We start from the raw sequence: 20,496 nt of genomic DNA, 5'->3' as shown, positions 1-20,496 counted from the left end.
CCACCGGACCGGCTTCCCCCGCCGCCCTCCGGGGCGGCCGGGGAAGCCCCGGCCGGGCCGGTTCCGCCCGGTGGCCGCCGCCGGCGGGGCACTACGCCTCGCCGCGCGCCATCGCGATCAGACGGTCGAGCACCTTGCCCCCGCTGACCCGCAGGCCGTCGTGCTCCCACTCGTTGGTGATCCAGGTCCGCAGCCCCCGAACGGACCGTGCGGTCTCCAGCGAATCGGCGGTGTCGACGTACATGTCGTCGTGGTAGACCGCCGCCACCACCGGCACCTCGTTGGCGGCCAGCCGGGCGGGGTCGTAGAGGTCGGGCCAGTCGGCGCGGGCGGCGAGCAGCTCCGCGGTCTCTTTCAGCGGGCGCAGCGCCGGGTCGGTGTCGAACATCCAGGGGTAGATCATCTCCCCGGTGAACAGCACCGGCGCCCCGGACTCCAGCGCCGCCCGGGCGTCGAACTCCGGGAACTGCGCGCGGACGCGCGCGGCGGACCAGCCGGTGCCGGCCGGGTCCACCGAGCGCTGGCCGTAGATCGACTCGTGGAGGACGGCGTAGAGCGGGCCCTGCGCGAAGGAGAGCTGCGCCTGGGCGCCGGCGAGGAAGGTGTCGGAGAGCTCGGGACCGGCCGCGCCCTCCGCCCAGGCCTCCTCCAGCAGGTAGTGGAGGGTCCCCGAGCCGCTGCCGCCGCCGAGCAGCATCCCGAGGGCCTGGAACGCCTCGACGGTGAGCCGTCCGCCATCGGGCAGGACGGCGGGGGCGTCGGCGAGGTGCGCGGCGATCCGACGCACCGCCTCGACGTCCTGCGGGAAGCGCGCGTAGTGGCCCTCGTTCTTGCGGACGACGCGCGGGTAGGCGGCCCGGTAGACGTCGTCGGCGGAGCTGCGCAGCCCGGCCAGCCCGCCGGTGATGAAGGCCTGGTCGAGTCCCTCGGGGGCGGTCGAGAGGTAGGTGAGGGTGCAGAAGCCGCCGAAGCTCTGGCCGAGCACGCTCCACCGGCGGTCGTCGCCGAGCAGCCGGCGGCGGATCAGCTCGGCGTCCCGCACGATCGAGTCGGCCCGGAAGTGCGCGAGGTAGTCGGCCTGCTCCTCGGCGCCGCCGCGGCGCGCCAACGTCTGCCGGGTGGCCGGCGTGGACCGCCCGGTGCCGCGCTGGTCGAGCAGGAGCACCCGGTAGTCGTCGAGCGCGCGCTCCAGCCAGCCGTCCCGGCCGAGCGGGCGGCCGGCCTTGCCGCCCGGACCGCCCTGGAGGAAGAGCAGCCACGGCAGACCGGTGTCCTCGGCGCGGCCGGAGGCGGCCACCTCGCGGGCGTACACCTCGATCTGCTCGCCCTGCGGGGCGGCGTGGTCGAGCGGCACCCGGAAGACGTGGTCGGTGAACTCAATCCCGGGCAGCCGGCTGGCGGTGGACATACAACTCCTCGGTCTCTGCTGGTCACAGCGGTCGCGCCGGCCCCGGCCGGGGTTGCCGGTGGCGGGGCCGCGACCCCCGCACCGTATCCTGGCCGCGGCCCGGGGCCGCCCCGGCGGCCGCCGCCCGCGACCGCCCACCCGGCGGCCCGTGCGGCCGGGGACGACGGGCCGGCAGTGGCGGCGGTCCGGCCGGCGGCCGCGGCGCCCGGGCGGTGACCCGACCCGGGACGACCCGGCGGGCGTGACCTGCCGCCGGTCTCCGGCGTTCACCCCGGGGGCCCTGTGCCCGGGGGCGGACCGTCCCGCGGGGCCCGGCGGTGCGCCGGAGGCACGGTGACGGCCGGGCGCGACGACGCCCGGGGAACGAACGACGCGGAGCCGGTACCGACGCGGTACCGCGCGCCGCTTGGCACGGCCCGGCACCGGGTACGGCCAGACACGGCACAGTGGCCAGCGGGGTGTCCGCCGGCCCGGCAGCAGCACGCACGCGATCGAACATGCTCGCGGCCCATCGGCCCTGACCGGCCACCGGACCGCCGAGGGGAGGAGAGTCCGGTGACCGCGATGAGGCCGCCACAGGCCGCACCCGCCGAGAGTGTGGTCGGCGCGCCCAGACCGGCGGGCCGGCCGGACCAGGCCCAGCCGGCCGGCCCCGGCGGCCCGGCCAGGCCCGTGCCGCCGCGCCCGCAGCCGGCCGCCACCCACCACGCGGTGCTCTGCGTGAACGCGCCCGCGATGGCCGCCTCGGGCCCCGACGGCCAGCTGCGCGGACACGGCCTGCACGGCTTCTACCGCTCCGGTGTCCGGGTGGTGGCCCGGATGGAGGTGCGCCTCGGCGGGGTCGAGCCGCTGCCGCTCCAGGGCACCCTGACCTCGGCGGCCCAGGCCCGTTTCCTGGGCGCCGTCCGGCTGCCCGGCGACCTCGACCCGGACCCGGCGCTCACCGTCGAGCGGCTGCGCCACGCCGACGGCGTCGAGACCGTCACGGTGCGCAACGCCGGCAGCCGGCCGGCCCGGCTGCCGCTGGAGATCGCGCTCGCCACCGACCTCGGCCCGGTCGGCGAGATCGCCGCCGGCCACCGGCCGCCGGACCTGCCGGGCCAGGTGCAGTCCGCCGGGCTGCGCTGGGCGGGGCCGGCCCACAGCGCCACGGTCAGCGCCCAGCCCTCGCCGCACGCCGTGCTGGCCGGAGCCGGCGTGCTGCGCTGGGACCTGGAGGTCCAGCCGGGGGCGCGCTGGTCGGTGGAGCTGCGGGCCGGGCTGGAGACCACGGCCCCCGGACCCCGCCCGCCGGGCGGCCGCGGTGCCGGGGTCCCGCTCCCGTGGGCCGAGCCCGAGGTGCGCTGCGACGACCCCCGCGCGGCGCTGGTGGTGTCGCGCTCCCTGGACGCCCTCGGCGGGCTGCTGTTCGCCGACCCCGACCGGCCCACCGACCTCTACCTGGCCTCCGGCGCACCCTGGAGGTTCGGCCTCGCCCCGGCCGACGCGCTCTGGGCGGCGAGGCTGACCCTGCCGCTCGGCACCCGGCTCGCCGCCGGCACCCTGCGCGCCCTGGCCCGCCGTCAGCAGCCCGCCGCCGCCCCCGGCCAGGGCCAGGGCCCGCACCGCCCCGAGGGGCTGCTCCCCGGCGCGCTGCGGCACGGCGGCCCCGAGCTGCCGCCGACCTGCACCGCCACCGAGGCGACCCTGCTGTTCGTCACCGTGCTCGCCGAGGCCTGGCGTTGGGGCCTGCCCCGGGCGGAGGCGGCCGAACTCCTCCCGGCCGCCGAGCGCGCGCTCGGCGCGCTGCGCGACGGCCTGGTGGACGGCTTCGTCACCGACCTGAGCCGGCCCGTCGAGGAGCGCTCGGCCCACCCGGTTCCGGCCCGCGCCGAGGTGCAGGCCCAGGCGCACCGGGCCGCCCTGCACGGCGCCGACCTCCTGGAGGCCTTCGGACGGCCCGGCGCGGAGGAGTGGCGCGGCTGGGCGGCCGACCTGCGCGGCCGGTTCCGCGAACGGTTCTGGGTGGACGACCTCTCCGGCGGCCGTCCCGCCGCCGGGCTCGCCCCGGGCGGCCAGCCGCTGCCGGCCGTCGCCGCGTCACTGGTCCACCTCCTCGACCCGGGCCTGTCCGCCGACGGCGGCCGGCACGAGAGCCTGCTGGACCGCGAGCAGACCAGGCTGCTCGCCCAGCGGCTGGCCGCGCCCGAGCTCGACAGCGGCTGGGGGCTGCGCACGCTCAGCGCCAAGTCGCCCCGGTTCAACCCGCTGGGCCACCGCAGCGGGGCGGTGCGCGTCCACGAGACCGCCCTCGCCGTCGCCGGGCTCGCGGAGGCCGGCCACGAGAACGAGGCCGGCGCCCTGCTGGAGGGCCTGCTCGCCGCCGCCGCCCACTTCGAGGGGCGGCTGCCCGAGATGTACGCGGGGGAGCAGTGGACGCCCGGCTGCCCGCCGGTGCCGCACCCGGGGGCCTGCCGGCCGGCGGCGGTCTCGGCCGCCGGTGCCGCGCACGCGGTGTTCGCGCTCGCCGGGGTCAGGCCGGACGTCCCCGGCGGGCGGGTGCTGGTCCGCCCGGCCAGCACGGCTCCGCTCGGGGAGCTGGAACTGACGGGGCTGCGGGTGGCCGGCGAGCCGTTCTCGGTCCGGGTCAGCCGGATCGGCGTGGCGATGGTGGAGGAGGCGTCCGCGGAGCTCCAGCTGGTGGCGCGCTGACGTCGCCTCCGCCCCCGCCGCCCGCCCCGCGCGGGCCGGCTCCACCGGCCCGCGCGGGGCAAGCGGCGTGGACGGCCGGGACAGCACGGCCCGTACACGGGCCTGTGCTTATCGTCAGAGAGACGACTATGATCGTCGCCATGTCGCGTTATGACCCGTCGGCCTTCCCCCCGTTCGCAGTCACGGTCGACCTGGTCGTGCTGACGGTGCGCGAGCACGCGCTCTGTGCCCTGCTGGTCCGCCGGGGCGAGCCGCCCTACCAGGGCTACTGGGCGCTCCCCGGGGGATTCGTGCGCCCCGACGAGGGGCTGGCCGAGGCCGCCTCGCGGGAGCTGGCCGAGGAGACCGGCCTGCGCGCCCACTCCGCCCCCGGCCACGACGCGGCCGGGCCCGGCACCGCCGGTGCCCACCTCGAACAGCTCGCCACCTACGGCCACCCCCAGCGCGACCCCCGGATGCGGGTGGTCAGCGTGGCCTACCTGGTGCTCGCGCCCGACCTGCCGACCCCGCGCGCCGGCGGCGACGCCAGCAGCGCCCGCTGGGCCCCGGTCACCGAACTCCTCGGCCCGAACCCGGCCGACGGCGTCCCGCTCGCCTTCGACCACGGGCTGATCCTGGCGGACGGGGTGGAACGCGCCCGCTCCAAGATCGAGTACTCCTCGCTCGCGACGGCCTTCTGCTCGGCCGAGTTCACCGTCGGCGAGCTGCGCCGGGTCTACGAGGCGGTCTGGGGTGTGGTCCTCGACCCGCGGAACTTCCACCGCAAGGTGACCGGCACCCCCGGCTTCCTGCTGCCCTCGGGCGGCACGACGACCCGTCAGGGCGGGCGCCCGGCCCAGCTGTTCACCTCCGGCGGGGCCAATGTGCTCAACCCGCCGATGCTGCGCCCGGAGTCCTGAACCCCCTCCTCCGGAGCCCGGGACCGGCACGGCCGGCGACCCCGGACGTCTCGGTCGCAGGATCGGATTGTCCCCTGATCGGGTGAGGTGTGCGGGCGGTGCGCCCGTGCCGCTCCCGCAATGCCCGGAATCGCCGCCGCGGACCCCTAATGTGCTGGCGCGGAACCGTGCGGGCGCGACCCGGCGCCGCACGGACCAGCGGCCGAGGGCATGGGAGCAGCCAGCGATGATCCAGATCACCGGACTGACCAAGGTCTACCGCCGGGGTGCTCCGCCGGCCGTGCTGGACCTGACCTTCGAGGCCCGCCCGGGCGAGGTGACGGCACTGCTCGGCCCCGAGGGGGCCGGCAAGACGACCGCACTGCGGCTGATGCTGGAGCTCGAACGGGGCCGGGGCGTCACGCTCTTCGGCGGCCGCACCTACCGCCGGCTGCGGCGGCCCGAGCAGGAGGTCGGCGTGGTCCTCGCCGGACCGGGCGGCACGCCCGGGGCGCCGGACACCGCGGGGCACCCCGGCCGGAAGGCCCGGGGGCACCTCAGGATGCTGGCCGCGGCCGTCGGGGTGCCGGCCCGGCGGGCCGACGAACTCCTGGAGCAGATCCGGCTGGCGGCCGTCGCCGACCAGCGCCTGCGCACCTTCTCGCCCGGCATGCACCGGCGGCTCGCCCTCGCCGCGGCGCTGCTCGGCGAGCCCGGCACGCTGCTCCTGGACGCGCCCACCGAGGGGCTCTCCCCGCGCAACGTGGAGTGGTTCCACTCCTTCCTGCGCTCGTTCGGCGCCGCCGGCGGCACGGTCCTGGTCACCACCCGCACCCCGCAGGAGGCCGCACGGTTCGCCGACCGGGTGATCACCCTGGACGAGGGCCGGATGGCGGCCGACCAGCCGGTGGCGGAGTTCCGGCGCACCCGGATCAGCCCCGAGGTCGCCGTCCGGGGGCCGCAGATGGCCCGGCTCGCCGACCTGCTGACGGGCCACGGCGCGAAGGTCCGCCGGGACGGCGGCGCGGGGCTCGCGGTGGCCGGGATCGGGCGCACCGAGATCGGCGAACTCGCCTACCGGCACGGCATCCTGCTGCACGAGCTCGCCGACCGGGTGGTCGAGCAGCCGGCCCCCCGGGCGGCCCTGCCGGCCGGCTCCGGCCGGTCCGGCCACCTCCGGACGCAGGCCGGTCCCGGAGCGCTCGGGCCGTCGGGGGCCGTGCCGGCGGGGGAGGGCCCGAAGGAGCGGGCCGGGGACCGGGTGACGGCTGCGCGGTCGGCGCCGGAGCAGGCGGCACCGGGGGAGGCCGTGCCGGAGCGGACGGCACCGGAGCGGGCGCCGGTGGGGCCGTCCGTCCCCGCCGCCGGCCGGGAGCAGGACCCCGCGCCCACCCTCGCCCTTCCGGTCGCGGCGGTGGCCGGCCTCTCGGCCGCGACCGCGCTGTCCGCGCTCACCACCCGCAGCGGCGTCCGGGCCCTCTCCCGGCGCGCGGCCGCCGAGGACGGGCGGTCCCGCCCGCCGGCCCGGGGGAAGGGCGGGACCGGGGGTGGCGGGAGGCCGGAGGAGGAGGCCTCGCCGACCGTCGCGGTGGACCGGCTCTTCCGGGACGGCCGGTCCGGCCTCGCCCGCCCGGCCGACGGCCGCCCCGACGAGCCCGCGGAGCCGCGGGCCGACGACACCATCCGCCTGGGCCGCGTCGTCCGCCCACTCGCCGCCCACCCTCAGGCCGCCCACCCGCCGGCGGTCCAACCGCCGGCGATCCACCCGCCCGTGGCCCCTCCCCGGGCAGCCCACCTGCCCGTGGCCCATCCGCAGGCCGCCCATCCGCCGACGGCCCCTTCCCAGCCGGCTCACCCGCCGGTGGCCCAACCGCCGGCGATCCACCCGCTCGCGGCCTCTTCCCAGGCCGCCCACCTGCCCGTGGCCCATCCGCAGGCCGCCCATCCGCCGACGGCCCCTTCTCAGCCGGCTCACCCGCCGGCGGCCCATGCCCAGGCCGTCCACCCACTGGCGGCCCGTCCGCCGGCCATCCACCCGCCTGCGGCCCACCCGCCGGCCGCCCCTCCCCAGGCCCCCCACCAGGCACCCCGCCCACCCGCCGGACCCCCGGCCCCGGCCCCGGCCGCGGCCCCGGCCCGGGAGGGCGCGGGGGAGGCGGCCGGCGGCGCCGCCGGGGCGGACCGGGGCGGGTCCGTTGTTCCCGTGACCTCTGACCTTCGGAGCGAGTGAAGCGTGCGAGTTCTGGCTTATGAGCTGCGCCGGCTGCGCGGCCTGCGTTCGACCTGGCTGCTGCTCGGCCTGGTGGTGCTCGTCGACGCCGCGGTCGCCGGTGTGCTGGCGGCCCGGACGGCCCACGGCGAGTTGGGCGGCCCGGCGGCGGTGCGGCTGCTGACGGCGGCGGTGCCGCTGGTGCCGCTGCCGTTCGCGGCGCTGGGGGCCGGGGTGCTGGGCGCGCTGTCGTACGGGCACGAGGTGCGCCACCCGGGCCTGGCGGCCTCGCAGGTGGGCTATCTGCGCCGGGTGTGGCTGCTGGCGGGCAAGCTGCTGGTGACCGGGGCGATCGCGGCGGCGCTGGCGCTGGTGACGCTGCTGGTCGACGCGGTGACCGTGCACCTGGCGCTGCCGTCCGGGGTGGCGGTCGAGGTCTGGCCGGAGCAGGCCGCGCTGTCCGGGCGGATCACCCGGGCACTGGCCTCGGCCGGTTTCGGCGGGCCGGCCGAACTGTCGGGGCTGCCGGCCCCGCTGGCGCTCGGGGCCGGGCCCGGGACGCCGGCCGCCCTGCTGGCGTTCGCCCTGCTGGTGGTCGCCGCGGGCTGGACCGGGGTGCTGACCGCCGCGCTGACCCGCAGCGCGGTCGCCGGGGTGCTGCTGCTCTGCGCGCTGCCGCCGCTGCTGGAGTCCGGGGTGGCGCTGCTGCTGCGGCAGACCGGGACCGCCTGGCCGACCCGGGCGGCGGAGCTGCTGCCGTTCCAGTCCGGGATCGAGTGGGCGTACGGATGGGTGTACGGCGGGGACCGCCGGGTTGCGGACGGCGGTTCGGTGCTGAGCGATCCGGCGCTGCTGGCCGCGGCGGCGGCGCCGGCCTTCGTGTTGCTGCTGGCGACCCTCGCGGTGCAGGTCAGGCGCCGGACGCTGTGAGTCCCGGCCCGGCGGGGCGGTTCGTCAAGATCGACCAAGGGTGACCGTAATGCGCGCTTCGCCCTGATATGAAGTCAATTATCCAGTCACGGCCGATCACCCTTTCGTGTGCTTTTCACGAGAATTCTCAAGCTGCGCCCGCCGATCGCCGACAAAGGAGCTGTGAACACCCTTGCGCACCCCACCATGACCCCCGCCCGTTCCGCCGACGGGGCCATCCCCGGCCCGGCCGACCTGGACCGTTTCTCCTACGCCGACCGGCCCACCCCGCCGGCGCCCCGCTGGGAGGGCGCCGAGTCGGACCTCGCCCGGGTCGGCCGCAAGACCACCAGCAGCCGCGGCCGCGGCCTGCACGGCCAGCTCGTCCAGCAGCTCGGCCAGATGATCGTCTCCGGCGACCTCGGCGCCGACCGCCCGCTCGTCCCCGAGGAGATCGGCCAGCGCTTCGAGGTCTCCCGCACCGTCGTCCGCGAGTCGCTGCGGGTGCTGGAGGCCAAGGGCCTGGTCAGTGCCCGCCCCAACGTCGGCACCCGGGTCCGCCCGGTCAGCGACTGGAACCTGCTCGACCCGGACATCATCGAGTGGCGCGCCTTCGGCCCGCAGCGCGACGAACAGCGCCGGGAGCTGTTCGAGCTCCGCTGGGCGATCGAGCCGCTGGCCTCCCGGCTGGCCGCCGGCCACGGCCGGGAGGACGTCCAGCAGCGGCTGGCCGAGCTGGTCGAGGTCATGGGCCACGCCTGCGCCCAGGCGGACCTCGCCACCTACGCCCGCGCCGACGCCGAGCTGCACGGCCTGGTGCTGCAGCTGGCGGGCAACCGGATGCTGGAGCACCTCTCCGGGATCGTCGCCTGCGCGCTCCAGGTGTCCGGCGGTCCGGCCACCTCCTGCGAGCGGCCCTCGGAGCCCTCGGTCGGGCTGCACGCCCGGCTGGTGGACGCGCTCGGCACCGGCGACGGCACCGCCGCCGAGACCGCGATGCGGGCGCTGCTCACCGTCCACCCCGAGATCGAGCCCTCCGTCCCGGCTCCCCGGGAGCACTGAGCGGACCGTTCGGCGACCGGGTGCCGTCACTCCTGCCCCCGGCCCGTCCACGGACCGCCCCGCCATGATCCGTCCGACCGCGACCGTCCCGCGGCGATCCGCCGCCTCCTCCGCGACCCGGGCCCTCCGGCTGCCGCCACGGTGCAGCCGGGGGGCCTCCGCGTTTCCGGGACCGGTCCGCGGCCGCCCCGCGGAAGCCGCCGGGAATGGAATGTCGTGTTCACGAGGAACGGTTCCGGCGCGGGTGGGGGATGATGGAAGCCGGCCCCGGGCCGCGGGGCCACGTCCGGTGTGACCCGCGACACGAAGGCCATGCGTAACACTTGACGAGTAGCAGCGATGTGTCCTGAGCGGAAGCAGCTCCGGAATACCCCAACATGTCAGAATGCTGTGTTGGTCTGCGGCGCTGCTGCCGTCCTGCAAACCCAGTCCTCAAGCCCGAGTCGGTCGGAATCGACACCGCGTGCCCGACGCGCGATCTCCTTCCCCGCCCGCTCGGGCGGCCGGTACGGGTTCGAGTCCACTCATCGTCCGAGAGGTTGTTCGTGTCGGCCAGCACATCCCGTTCGCTTCCCCCCGAGATCGCCGAGTCCGCGGCTCTGCTGGCGCTCATCGAGCGGGGCAAGGCCCAGGGGCAGATCGCCGGTGACGACGTGCGCCAGGCGTTCGAGGCGGACCAGATCCCGGTCACCAAGTGGAAGAACGTCATGCGCAGCCTCAACCAGGTGCTGATTGAGGAGGGGGTGGACCTCATGGTCAGCGCGGCCGAACCGGCCGGCGCCAAGCGCAAGAGCGTTGCTGCCAAGAGCCCCGCCAAGCGCACGGCGACCAAGGCGGTCACCACCCGGACCCCGGCCGCCCCGTCGGCCCCGACCAAGCCGCCCGTGCGCATCGCGCCCGGTGCGACCATCTCCACCCCGGCGGTCGCGGCCGCCGCCGCGCCGGTCAGCACGGTGTCCGCCGAGATCACCGCCGAGGCGACCGCCCCGGCCGCCGAGGTGAAGGCGGCTCCGGCGAAGAAGGCCGCTCCGGCCAAGAAGGCCACCGCGAAGAAGGCCGCCGCCCCGGCCAAGAAGACCGCCGCCAAGAAGACCGCCGCCACCAAGACGGGCAAGGGCGACGAGGAGCTGCTCGGCGAGGAGGAGCTGCTCGAAGAGGTGGCCCTGCCGGGCGACAAGGCCGGTGCCGAGGGCGACGCCCCCGAGGAGGAGTCGGAGGGCTTCGTCCTCTCCGACGACGACGAGGACGACGCGCCGGCCCAGCAGGTCGCCGTCGCCGGTGCCACCGCCGACCCGGTCAAGGACTACCTGAAGCAGATCGGCAAGGTCCCGCTGCTCAACGCCGAGCAGGAGGTCGAGCTCGCCAAGCGGATCGAGGCCGGCCTGTTCGCCGAGGACAAGCTCTCGGCCGCCGACAAGCTCGCCCCCAAGCTCAAGCGCGAGCTGGAGATCATCGCCGAGGACGGCCGCCGTGCCAAGAACCACCTGCTGGAGGCCAACCTCCGCCTGGTGGTCTCGCTGGCCAAGCGCTACACCGGCCGCGGCATGCTCTTCCTGGACCTCATCCAGGAGGGCAACCTCGGTCTGATCCGTGCGGTCGAGAAGTTCGACTACACCAAGGGCTACAAGTTCTCCACCTACGCGACCTGGTGGATCCGCCAGGCGATCACCCGCGCGATGGCCGACCAGGCCCGCACCATCCGCATCCCGGTGCACATGGTCGAGGTCATCAACAAGCTGGCCCGCGTCCAGCGCCAGATGCTCCAGGACCTGGGCCGCGAGCCCACCCCGGAGGAGCTGGCCAAGGAACTCGACATGACCCCGGAGAAGGTCATCGAGGTCCAGAAGTACGGCCGCGAGCCCATCTCGCTGCACACCCCGCTGGGCGAGGACGGCGACAGCGAGTTCGGTGACCTCATCGAGGACTCCGAGGCGGTCGTCCCGGCCGACGCGGTCTCCTTCACCCTGCTCCAGGAGCAGCTGCACTCGGTGCTGGACACCCTGTCCGAGCGCGAGGCCGGCGTGGTCTCGATGCGCTTCGGCCTGACGGACGGTCAGCCGAAGACGCTGGACGAGATCGGCAAGGTGTACGGGGTCACCCGTGAGCGCATCCGCCAGATCGAGTCCAAGACCATGTCCAAGCTGCGCCACCCGTCGCGTTCCCAGGTGCTGCGCGACTACCTGGACTGATCGGCGCGAACGATCCCCGGTACCGGTCGGCCGGTACCGCCGAAAGGCCCGGAGCCCCGTGCTCCGGGCCTTCCGGCCGTTCGGGGCCGGTCGCGTCAGCGTCCGGGTGGCCGTTGTCGCTCGTCCGGGTGGTGGCGCGGCGGTGAGCGGTCGCGGACCGTAGCGGTTCACCTACGCTGTGCCGGTTGCCTGCTGCCGAGCCACCTGGAGACACGGTGCCGCCCACCCGCGCCGACCTGCCGACCCCCGCGCCCGCCGCCGCACCCGGGGCCGCCGGCCCGGTCTCCCGGCGGCGCCGGGCGGCCGTCCTGACGCTGCTCGCCGCGCTGCCCGCGCCGCTGCTCGCCCTCGGCCCGGCGGCCCCGGCCGCCCAGGCCCGGCCGCAGGGCCGGATCGTCGGCGGCGGGACGGTGAGCACGGACGACCACCCGTGGATGGTCGCGCTCGCCAGCCGCCAGCAGTTCGGCTCCGGGCGCTCGGGGCAGTTCTGCGGGGGAGCGCTGGTCACCCCGACCAAGGTGGTCACCGCGGCGCACTGCTTCTACGACGAGTCCAGCGGGCGCCAGGTGGACCGGCCGGGCCTGCGGGTGGTGGTCGGCCGGGACGACCTGCGCGGTTCGGCCGGCCGCGAGGTGGCGGTCCGCGGCGTCTGGGTCCACCCCGGCTACTCCTTCACCGCCAACATGAACGACGTGGCGGTGGTCACCCTGGCCGAGTCGCAGGGCACCCGGCCGGTGATCGAGCTGGTCGGCCAGGGCGAGACGGAGCCGTACCGGCCGGGGACCAGGGCCCAGGTGTACGGCTGGGGGGACACCACCGGCCGCGGCGACTACTCGCCCGCGCTGCGCAGCGTGGAGGTCCCGGTCATCCCCGACCAGACGTGCGCCCAGGCCTACCCGGGCGGCCCGGACGGGCGCTTCGACGCGCGGGGCATGGTCTGTGCGGGCGAGCAGCAGGGCGGCAAGGACGCCTGCCAGGGGGACAGCGGCGGCCCGCTGGTGGTCGCCGGCCGGCTCGCCGGGCTGGTCTCCTGGGGGACGGGCTGCGCCGAGGCGGGCCACCCCGGCGTCTACACCCGGATCGCCTCGGTCACCGACGCGGTGCGCGCCGTGCTGTAGCCGGGCGGGCACCCGGAGTCGACCGTTCGGGCAGCGCCCGGGGCGGCGGGTGGAACCGGCCCGGGAACGACGAAGCCGGGCGACCGGCCCCCGAGGGGGCGGTCACCCGGCTCACCGGTCACGCGCCGTGCGCGGCCGGACACACAGCTCGACGCTGGTTCCTGGTGGCGCCGCGGATCAGCGCTCGTCGTCGTTGGCCGTGGCGGACGTGCTGCCCAGGCGGCGGCTCTCGTCCTGTATCTCCACGGCGATCTTCTTGAGCTCGGGCTCGAACTTCCGGCCGTGGTGGGCGCAGAAGAGCAGCTCTCCGCCGCTGGCGAGTACGACGCGCAGGTAGGCCTGGGCGCCGCAGCGGTCGCAGCGGTCAGCCGCGGTGAGCGGGCTCGCAGGTGTCAGAACAGTAGTCACGTCGCCTCTTCTCTAGCTCGACGAGCTGTCGTACCAGGGTCAACATCCAACCAGGCCGAAAACGTTCCCGCTCGTGGCTTTTCTTCTCTGAGGATTCTGCTGTGTTGATGAGGACGTGCCCCGGGGGCCGGTGGTTCATGCGTACCGAATCCCAGGATCCGCCCGTCGCTCGAACGCCCGATCGGAACCGGATGTGAGAGTCCGCGTAGCATAATCCTCTGCTGGGTTGGAGCATAAGCCCCGTCCCGGGCCCCGGTAGCCTGCATAACGGCAGTTCCGGAGCCTGCACCCGGTCCCACGGTCCGCCAGGAGCGGTGGTACCGGGAGGAGATGGAGCCCCGGCGACCCGAATCCGGCACGGCCCTTGTTCGCGCAGCGCGTACAAGCTGCGCGGGACCGGCCCGCCGTGCTGTGCACCCAGCGGAGGGGTGCGCACACGCAGGGGAAACGGCTGTCGGTGCGGTGTGCTGCACTGGCGGACGGTCCGGACGCGTCCGGATGTGACCGATGAGACAGAACTTGACCGAGGAGAGTGCCGCGTGAGTGCCGAAACGACCGTGCCGTCCGCTCTGCTGGCCGGCGACGACGGTTCCAACTACACCGCTCGGCACCTGCTCGTCCTGGAGGGCCTGGAGGCGGTCCGCAAGCGCCCCGGCATGTACATCGGCTCGACCGACAGCCGCGGTCTCATGCACTGCCTCTGGGAGATCATCGACAACTCCGTCGACGAGGCGCTGGGCGGCTACTGCGACCGGATCGAGGTCGTGCTGCACGACGACGCCTCGGTCGAGGTCCGCGACAACGGGCGCGGCATCCCGGTGGACGTCGAGCCGAAGACCGGACTGTCCGGCGTCGAGGTCGTGATGACCAAGCTGCACGCCGGCGGCAAGTTCGGCGGCGGCTCGTACGCGGCCTCCGGCGGTCTGCACGGCGTCGGCGCCTCCGTCGTCAACGCGCTCTCCGCCCGCCTGGACGTCGAGGTCGACCGCGGCGGCCACACCCACGCGATCAGCTTCCGCCGCGGCACCCCGGGCATCTTCACCGAGACCAGCCCGGACGCCCCGTTCGAGCCGGCCAACGGGCTGACCAGGGTCCGCAAGGTGCCCAAGACCCGCACCGGCACCCGGATCCGCTACTGGGCCGACCGGCAGATCTTCCTCAAGGACGCCAGGCTCTCCCTGGAGAACCTGCACGCCCGGGCCCGGCAGACCGCCTTCCTGGTGCCCGGCCTGACCATCGTGGTGCGTGACGAGCGGCTCACCGAGAGCGAGCAGGTCGAGGAGAACACCTTCCGCTACGACGGCGGCATCGCCGAGTTCTGCGAGTTCCTGGCGCCCGACAAGCCGATCTGCGACGTGCTGCGGCTGCACGGCGAGGGCACCTTCAAGGAGACCGTGCCGGTCCTGGACGACCTCGGGCACATGACGCCGACCGAGGTCACCCGGCACCTCGGGGTGGACATCGCGCTGCGCTGGGGCGCCGGCTACGACACCACGCTGCGCTCCTTCGTCAACATCATCGCCACCCCCAAGGGCGGCACCCACGTCACCGGCTTCGAGCGCTCGCTGGCCAAGACCGTCAACGAGGCGCTGCGGGCGGGCAAGCTGCTGCGCGTCGCCGAGGACGACATCACCAAGGACGACGCCACCGAGGGCCTCACCGCCGTGGTCACCGTCCGGCTCGCCGAGCCGCAGTTCGAGGGCCAGACCAAGGAGGTGCTCGGCACCTCGGCGGCCAACCGGATCGTCGCGGCGGTCGTCGCCAAGGAGCTCAAGGCCTTCCTCACCTCCGCCAAGAAGGACGAGAAGGTCCAGGCCCGGGCGGTGCTGGAGAAGGTCGTGGCCGCCGCCCGCACCCGGGTCGCCGCCCGCCAGCACAAGGAGGCCCAGCGCCGGAAGACCGCGCTGGAGACCAGCTCGCTGCCGGCCAAGCTGGCCGACTGCCGCAGCGACGACGTCGACCGCAGCGAACTGTTCATCGTCGAGGGCGACTCCGCGCTCGGCACCGCCAAGCTGGCCCGCAACTCCGAGTTCCAGGCCCTGCTCCCGATCCGCGGCAAGATCCTCAACGTGCAGAAGGCGTCCGTGAGCGACATGCTCAAGAACGCCGAGTGCGCGGCGATCATCCAGGTGATAGGGGCCGGCTCGGGCCGCACCTTCGACATCGACCAGGCCCGCTACGGCCGGGTCATCTTCATGGCCGACGCCGATGTCGACGGCTCGCACATCCGCTGCCTGCTGCTGACGCTGTTTCAGCGCTACATGCGGCCGATGGTCGAGCAGGGCCGGGTCTTCGCGGCCGTGCCGCCGCTGCACCGGATCGAGCTCACCAACCCCAAGCGCGGGCAGGAGAAGTACCACTACACCTACTCGGACGCCGAGCTGCGCTCCACCCTGCTGGAGTTCCAGCGCAAGGGCCTGCGCTGGAAGGACCCGGTCCAGCGGTACAAGGGCCTGGGCGAGATGGACGCCGACCAGCTGGCCGAGACCACCATGGACCCGCGCCACCGCACGCTGCGCCGGATCAACCTGGGCGACCTGGAGCAGGCCGAGAAGGTCTTCGACCTGCTGATGGGCAACGACGTGGCGCCGCGCAAGGAGTTCATCGTGGACTCGGCGGCCACCCTGGACCGCTCGCGCATCGACGCCTGAGCACCCCGCCGTCACGAGGGCCCTCCACCCGCGGGTGGAGGGCCCGCGTGCTGCCGGTTCCACCCGCCGTCCACCCCGGCGCCGATCAGCCGGGGGCGCCGGATCCGTAGCGTCGAAGGGGTCGGAGCAAGCCCCTTCCCGGACGGAGAAGCCCATGTCCGAGCCGCTCGACGCCGCCCTGGTGGTCGCGGTGTCGGTGCTGGTGCTCCAGCGCCAGATGCGCGCCCGGCGGCTGGACACCGAACGCCGCTTCCGGGTGCTGCCGGTGGTCCTCGCCGCGGTCGCGCTGCGCGACCCGCAGCTGCTCGACCGCCGGGACACCGCGTGGTCCGCCGTCCTGGTCGGCTGCGGGCTGCTCGCGGTGCTCGCGGCGGGCTCGGTCTGGGGCCGGACCGTCCGGATCTGGCGGGGGGGGGCCGACGGGGCGCTCTGGGTCCGGGGCACCGCGGCGACGGCGGCCGCCTGGGGAGGGCTGCTCGCGGTCAGGTTCGGCCTGTTCGGGATCGGCGAGGTCATGCACCTGCACCAGTCGGGCAGCGCGCTGCTGCTCGGGCTGGCGCTCCTGCTGCTGGTCCGCACGCTCGTGGTGAACTGGAGGGCGCGGGCCCTGGAGCCCCCGGGTCCGGCCGCCGCGCCGCGCTGACCGTCGTCGCGAGCCCACCTGGAGGAACGCTTGGCCGAGGGGTACTGGACCCGCTGGCCGTCCCGCGAGGGGCTGCGGGACGACGCCGGGAGCCGGCCCCGGCGGCTCCTCACCGCGCTCGGCAGGCTCGTCGTCCTGGTCAGCGTCGGCTGGGGGACGTTCTCCGGCGGCCGGTACGCCGGCTGGGCGCTGGCGGTCGCGGTGGCGGGGCTGGGCGCGGCGGTCGCCCTCGCCGCCGGCTACCTGCACGCCAGCGGGGAGCAGCGGGCGACGCGCTCGTACCTGCTGGCCGCCGGGGTCTTCACGGCCGCCTGGCTGGCCGACCGGGGGCAGGCCTACCTGCTCTCCGACGTGCTCTGGTACGGGCTGGCGGTGACCGCGGTGGTCCGGCTGCCGGTCGGACCCGCGCTGCTCACGGCCGGCGCCGCGCTCGGCTCGTACGCCTCGGTGAGCTGGGCGAGCTGGCTGAGCATCACGGCGACCGTCGGTGGTCTGCTGCTGCTCGGCTACCTGCTGCGGCTGGACATCGAGGCGCGCGGCACCGCCCGCCGGCTGCTCGACCAGGAACGGGCCGCCCGGGCCGCCGAGGCGGAGAGCGCCGCGCTCGCCGAACGGGCCAGGATCGCCCGGGAGATCCACGACGTGCTGGCGCACAGCCTCTCCGCCCAGCTGGTCCACCTGGAGGCGGCCCGGCTGATGCTGGACTCCGGCACCGACCGCGAACAGGTCCGCGAGCGGGTGGTGGCCGCCCGGCGGATGGCGCAGGACGGACTGGCCGAGACCCGGCAGGCGCTGTCCGCGCTGCGCGGCGAGTTCACCCCGGTCGGCGAGTACCTGGTGGAGCTGACGGGGGCGGAGCGCGCGGGGTTCGGGGTGGCCGGCACGCCGCGTCCGCTGGCCGCCGAGGCGGGGCTCGCCGTCCGGCGCACGGCCCAGGAAGCGCTGACCAATGTGCGCAAGCACGCCCCCGGTGCGCGCTGCACGGTCGAACTGCGCTACCTGGCGGACGAGGTGGAGCTGGAGGTGCGGGACCGGCGCGCGGGCCGGGCCGAAGCGCCCGGTGACCTGGCGGCGAGCGGTGGCGGGTACGGTCTGCTGGGTATGCGCGAACGCGCGGAACTGCTCGGCGGCACCCTGCTGGCGGGCCCCCACGAGGGAGGATGGCGCGTGCTGCTGCGGGTGCCGGCATGACGGAACCGGTGGTCACCAGGGTGCTGGTCGCGGACGACCAGACGGTGGTCCGCGAGGGCATCGTGATGCTGCTCGGGCTGCTGCCCGGGATCGAGGTGGTCGGCTCGGCGGCGGACGGCGAGGAGGCCGTCGCCCTGGTCGCCCGGCACCGGCCGGACGTGGTGCTGATGGACCTGCGGATGCCGCGCTGCGACGGGGTCGAGGCGACCCGCCGGATCCGCGCCGGCCACCCGGGCACCGAGGTCGTGGTGCTCACCACCTACGCCGACGACGACTCGCTGTTCCCGGCACTGCGGGCCGGGGCGCGCGGCTACCTCACCAAGGACGCGGGCGCCGAGGAGATCGCCCGGGCGATCGCGGACGTCCGGTCGGGGGCGGCCGGGCTGTCGCCGCAGGTGCAGCTGAGGCTGCTGGAGCGGCTGTCGGGGGACGCCCCCGCCGCGGCGGCCGGACCGGCGCCCGGACCGGCGGCGGAGCTGCCGGACGGGCTGACCGCGCGGGAGGCGGAGGTGCTGGGGCTGATCGCGCAGGGGCTCTCCAACACCGAGATCGCCCGCCGGCTGTACGTCAGCCCGGCCACCGTCAAGACCCACATCAACAATCTCTTCGCCAAGACCGGCGTGCGGGACCGTGCGCAAGCGGTCGCGTACGCCTTCCGAAACGGAATCACCGGGTCGCCGCAGTAGTCGGATGAGCGTCTGTCGGATCATCGATCACCTCATCGAGTGAACGTATCTGCGTTGGGAGTTTGGGGAGTTCGGGCGACCCCATGATGGGTCGGGTCACAACCCCCCGGCCCAGGAGCAGCCGTGCCACAACAGCAGACGAGAAACCCCGAGCCGGGAGGGCAACTGGACTGGTGGGCACCGGAACCGGCGCCCGCACCGGTGTCCGGGACCGCGCCGGGGACCGCCGTTCCGGGGGTCGCGCCGGGAGCCCCCGCACCGGGGACCGCCGTTCCGGGTCCCGCGCCGGCGGCCGTGCCCGACGAGGTGGCCGACGAGGCGCCCGGGGTCGACAGCAGCACCGAGGTGTACCGGGCCGTCCAGCGCAGCGCGGCCTTCCAGCGGATCCGCCACAGCTACCGGACGTTCGTCTTCCCGGTCACCGGCGTCTTCCTCGGCTGGTACCTGCTCTACGTGGCCGCCCAGACCGCGGCCCCCGGGTTGATGCGCCGTCCGGTCGCCGGCCCGGTCAACGTGGCCTGGCTGCTCGGCCTGTTGCAGTTCGCCACCACCTTCCTGCTGGCCTGGCTCTACGCCCGCAACGCCCGCACCCAGCGCGACCGGGCCGCCCTGTCGCTGCGCTGGGACACCCAGGACCAGCTGCGATGAGGGCCGCCACCCCGCCCCCCGTCGCCGCCACCGGGGACCACCACGGACTGGCCGTGGTGCTCTTCGCCGTCGTCGTCCTGGTCACCCTGGCGATCACCTTCTGGGCCGGCCGCCGCGGCGGCAACGCCGCCGAGGACTTCTACGCCGGCGGCCGCGACTTCACGCCGCTGCAGAACGGCTTCGCGCTCTCCGGCGACTACCTCTCCGCCGCCTCCTTCCTCGGCGTCGCCGGGCTGATCGCGCTCTACGGGTACGACGGCGTGCTCTACAGCATCGGCTTCCTGGTCGCCTGGCTGGTGGTGCTGATGCTGGTCGCCGAACTGGTCCGCAACGCCGGCCGGTACACCCTGGCCGACGTGCTGGCGCTGCGCCTGCGCCGGCGCAAGGTCCGGGCGGCGGCCGGCGGTGCCAGTGTCGTCGTCACGCTGTTCTACCTGGTCGCCCAGATGGTCGGCGCGGGCAGCCTGGTCGCCCTGCTGCTCGGCACCAACAGCGCCCAGGCCCGGACCTGGACCATCGTGGCGGTGGGCGGTCTGATGATCGTCTACGTCACGATCGGCGGTATGCGGGCCACCACCTGGATCCAGATCGTCAAGGCCTTCCTGCTGGTCGCCGGCTCGGTGGTGCTGACCGTGCTGCTGGTGGTCCGCTTCCACGGGGACGTCGCCGAACTGATGCGGCAGGCGGCCCAGCACAGCGGCGCCGGGCAGCGCTACCTGGAGCCCGGGCTGAAGTACGGCAAGAGCTTCACCAGCCGGCTGGACTTCTTCAGCCTGGGCCTGGCCCTGGTGCTGGGCACCGCCGGTCTGCCGCACATCCTGTCCCGCTTCTACACCGTGCCCACCGCGCGGGCCGCCCGGCGTTCGACGATGTGGGCGATCGGCCTGGTCGGCGGCTTCTACCTGATGGCCATCGCGCTCGGCCTCGGGGCCACCGCGCTGATCGGCTCGGCCGAGGTCCGGCAGGCCAACTCGGCGGGCAACACCGCCGTCCCGCTGCTCGCACTGGTGCTCGGCGGCGGCAACGGCTCCACCGGCGGGGTGGTGCTGTTCGCGCTGATCTCGGCGATCGCCTTCGCCACCATCCTCGCCGTGGTCGCCGGGCTCACCCTGGCCTCCTCGGCGGCGTTCGCCCACGACATCTGGGCGGGCGCCTGGCGCGGACGGCCCCGCGGCTCGCGCGACCGGCGGGGTTCGCGCGACCGGCGCGGCGGCCGGAGCGCCCACGGCGGGGGAGCCGTGGTGCCGGCCTCCCGGCGGGCCCGCGGCGAGGCGGACGCCTGGACCGGGACCGGGACCGGGGCGGAGGCGGACGGCGCGCCCGCGGTCGCCGAGCAGGACGAGGTCCTGGTGGCGCGGATCGCGGCGGTCGGGATCGGCGCGGTGGCGATCGTGCTGAGCCTCTTCGCCCAGCAGCTGAACGTCGCCTTCCTGGTCGGCCTGGCCTTCGCCGTCGCCGCCTCCGCCAATCTGCCGGTCCTGCTCTACAGCCTGTTCTGGCGGCGGTTCACCGCCCGCGGCGCGGTCTGGTCGGTGTACGGCGGGCTGGTTCCCGCGGTGGTGCTGGTGGCCTTCTCGCCGGTGGTCTCCGGCACCAAGGTGGCCTTGTTCCCGGGGATGGACTTCCACTGGTTCCCGCTGGAGAACCCGGGCATCGTCTCCATCCCGCTCGGCTTCCTGGCCGGCTGGATCGGCACCCTCCTGTCGCCCGAGACGGCCGATCCGGACCGGTACGCCGAGCTGGAGGTCCGCTCGCTGACCGGAGCCGGGGCGGTCTGAGCAGCCCGGGCGGCGGCGACCCCCGGC

Annotated in this window: 15 protein-coding genes; 13 read left to right on the top strand and 2 right to left on the bottom strand. The window is 75.3% G+C overall.

Features of this window, described 5'->3' with window-relative positions; genetic code table 11:
* Positions 1-91 precede the first annotated feature (91 nt).
* Complete coding sequence (locus tag ACFXAM_RS29425; protein WP_380295770.1) at positions 92-1,408, bottom strand: alpha/beta fold hydrolase; 1,317 nt, start codon at positions 1,406-1,408, stop codon at positions 92-94.
* Between the two features lie 564 nt (positions 1,409-1,972).
* Between ACFXAM_RS29425 and ACFXAM_RS29420 the strand changes: the two genes are divergently transcribed.
* From ACFXAM_RS29420 to ACFXAM_RS29390, 7 genes are all read left to right on the top strand, one after another.
* Positions 1,973-4,099 (top strand): glycogen debranching N-terminal domain-containing protein, encoded by a 2,127-nt coding sequence (locus ACFXAM_RS29420; protein WP_380295773.1) that lies wholly within the window; start codon positions 1,973-1,975, stop codon positions 4,097-4,099.
* Positions 4,100-4,239: 140 nt separating this feature from the next.
* Positions 4,240-4,998, top strand: a complete 759-nt coding sequence (locus ACFXAM_RS29415) for an NUDIX domain-containing protein (RefSeq protein WP_380295769.1) — start codon at positions 4,240-4,242, stop codon at positions 4,996-4,998.
* A gap of 226 nt (positions 4,999-5,224) precedes the next feature.
* Positions 5,225-7,207: an ATP-binding cassette domain-containing protein gene (locus ACFXAM_RS29410; RefSeq protein ID WP_380295767.1), complete on the top strand. Its 1,983-nt coding sequence runs from the start codon at positions 5,225-5,227 to the stop codon at positions 7,205-7,207.
* 3 nt (positions 7,208-7,210) lie between these two features.
* The gene (locus tag ACFXAM_RS29405; protein ID WP_380295765.1) at positions 7,211-8,116 is read left to right on the top strand and encodes a hypothetical protein; all 906 of its coding nucleotides are present in this window, start codon (positions 7,211-7,213) and stop codon (positions 8,114-8,116) included.
* 162 nt (positions 8,117-8,278) lie between these two features.
* Positions 8,279-9,157 carry a FadR/GntR family transcriptional regulator gene (locus ACFXAM_RS29400; protein WP_380295764.1) on the top strand — a complete coding sequence of 293 codons (879 nt, stop codon included), beginning with the start codon at positions 8,279-8,281 and terminating at the stop codon, positions 9,155-9,157.
* Between the two features lie 545 nt (positions 9,158-9,702).
* Entirely contained in the window at positions 9,703-11,346 is a 1,644-nt protein-coding gene (locus tag ACFXAM_RS29395; RefSeq protein WP_380295763.1) for an RNA polymerase sigma factor, read from the top strand.
* Between the two features lie 308 nt (positions 11,347-11,654).
* Positions 11,655-12,464, top strand: a complete 810-nt coding sequence (locus ACFXAM_RS29390; protein WP_380295772.1) for a S1 family peptidase — start codon at positions 11,655-11,657, stop codon at positions 12,462-12,464.
* A 177-nt stretch (positions 12,465-12,641) separates the two neighbouring features.
* On the opposite strand, the gene ACFXAM_RS29385 is transcribed toward ACFXAM_RS29390, so the two are convergent.
* Complete coding sequence (locus ACFXAM_RS29385) at positions 12,642-12,872, bottom strand: hypothetical protein (protein ID WP_380295762.1); 231 nt, start codon at positions 12,870-12,872, stop codon at positions 12,642-12,644.
* 539 nt (positions 12,873-13,411) lie between these two features.
* Here ACFXAM_RS29385 and ACFXAM_RS29380 point away from each other — a divergent pair.
* The 6 genes from ACFXAM_RS29380 to ACFXAM_RS29355 all read left to right on the top strand — a co-directional run bounded on the left by ACFXAM_RS29380 (position 13,412) and on the right by ACFXAM_RS29355 (position 20,469).
* Positions 13,412-15,523: a type IIA DNA topoisomerase subunit B gene (locus ACFXAM_RS29380; RefSeq protein ID WP_380295760.1), complete on the top strand. Its 2,112-nt coding sequence runs from the start codon at positions 13,412-13,414 to the stop codon at positions 15,521-15,523.
* Between the two features lie 154 nt (positions 15,524-15,677).
* Positions 15,678-16,166 (top strand): DUF1453 domain-containing protein, encoded by a 489-nt coding sequence (locus tag ACFXAM_RS29375; RefSeq protein ID WP_380295758.1) that lies wholly within the window; start codon positions 15,678-15,680, stop codon positions 16,164-16,166.
* Positions 16,167-16,196: 30 nt separating this feature from the next.
* Complete coding sequence (locus tag ACFXAM_RS29370) at positions 16,197-17,357, top strand: sensor histidine kinase (RefSeq protein WP_380295756.1); 1,161 nt, start codon at positions 16,197-16,199, stop codon at positions 17,355-17,357.
* Complete coding sequence (locus ACFXAM_RS29365) at positions 17,354-18,043, top strand: response regulator (protein WP_380295755.1); 690 nt, start codon at positions 17,354-17,356, stop codon at positions 18,041-18,043. The genes ACFXAM_RS29370 and ACFXAM_RS29365 overlap by 4 nt, the downstream gene beginning before the upstream one ends.
* A 294-nt stretch (positions 18,044-18,337) precedes the next feature.
* Positions 18,338-18,691 carry a DUF485 domain-containing protein gene (locus tag ACFXAM_RS29360; RefSeq protein WP_380295753.1) on the top strand — a complete coding sequence of 118 codons (354 nt, stop codon included), beginning with the start codon at positions 18,338-18,340 and terminating at the stop codon, positions 18,689-18,691.
* Complete coding sequence (locus ACFXAM_RS29355; RefSeq protein WP_380295751.1) at positions 18,688-20,469, top strand: cation acetate symporter; 1,782 nt, start codon at positions 18,688-18,690, stop codon at positions 20,467-20,469. Before ACFXAM_RS29360 ends, ACFXAM_RS29355 begins: the two co-directional genes overlap by 4 nt.
* Positions 20,470-20,496: the final 27 nt, after the last annotated feature.

This window comes from Kitasatospora sp. NPDC059462 (assembly GCF_042749955.1).
Lineage (GTDB): Bacteria > Actinomycetota > Actinomycetes > Streptomycetales > Streptomycetaceae > Kitasatospora.
This window is presented reverse-complemented; position numbering and strand designations above follow the sequence as displayed.

Coding starts and splice junctions, on each gene's coding strand:
- ACFXAM_RS29425 (WP_380295770.1), bottom strand. CDS start 1,408: ATGTCCACCGCCAGCCGGCTGCCCGGGATTGAGTTCACCGACCACGTC.
- ACFXAM_RS29420 (WP_380295773.1), top strand. CDS start 1,973: ATGAGGCCGCCACAGGCCGCACCCGCCGAGAGTGTGGTCGGCGCGCCC.
- ACFXAM_RS29415 (WP_380295769.1), top strand. CDS start 4,240: ATGTCGCGTTATGACCCGTCGGCCTTCCCCCCGTTCGCAGTCACGGTC.
- ACFXAM_RS29410 (WP_380295767.1), top strand. CDS start 5,225: ATGATCCAGATCACCGGACTGACCAAGGTCTACCGCCGGGGTGCTCCG.
- ACFXAM_RS29375 (WP_380295758.1), top strand. CDS start 15,678: ATGTCCGAGCCGCTCGACGCCGCCCTGGTGGTCGCGGTGTCGGTGCTG.
- ACFXAM_RS29365 (WP_380295755.1), top strand. CDS start 17,354: ATGACGGAACCGGTGGTCACCAGGGTGCTGGTCGCGGACGACCAGACG.
- ACFXAM_RS29355 (WP_380295751.1), top strand. CDS start 18,688: ATGAGGGCCGCCACCCCGCCCCCCGTCGCCGCCACCGGGGACCACCAC.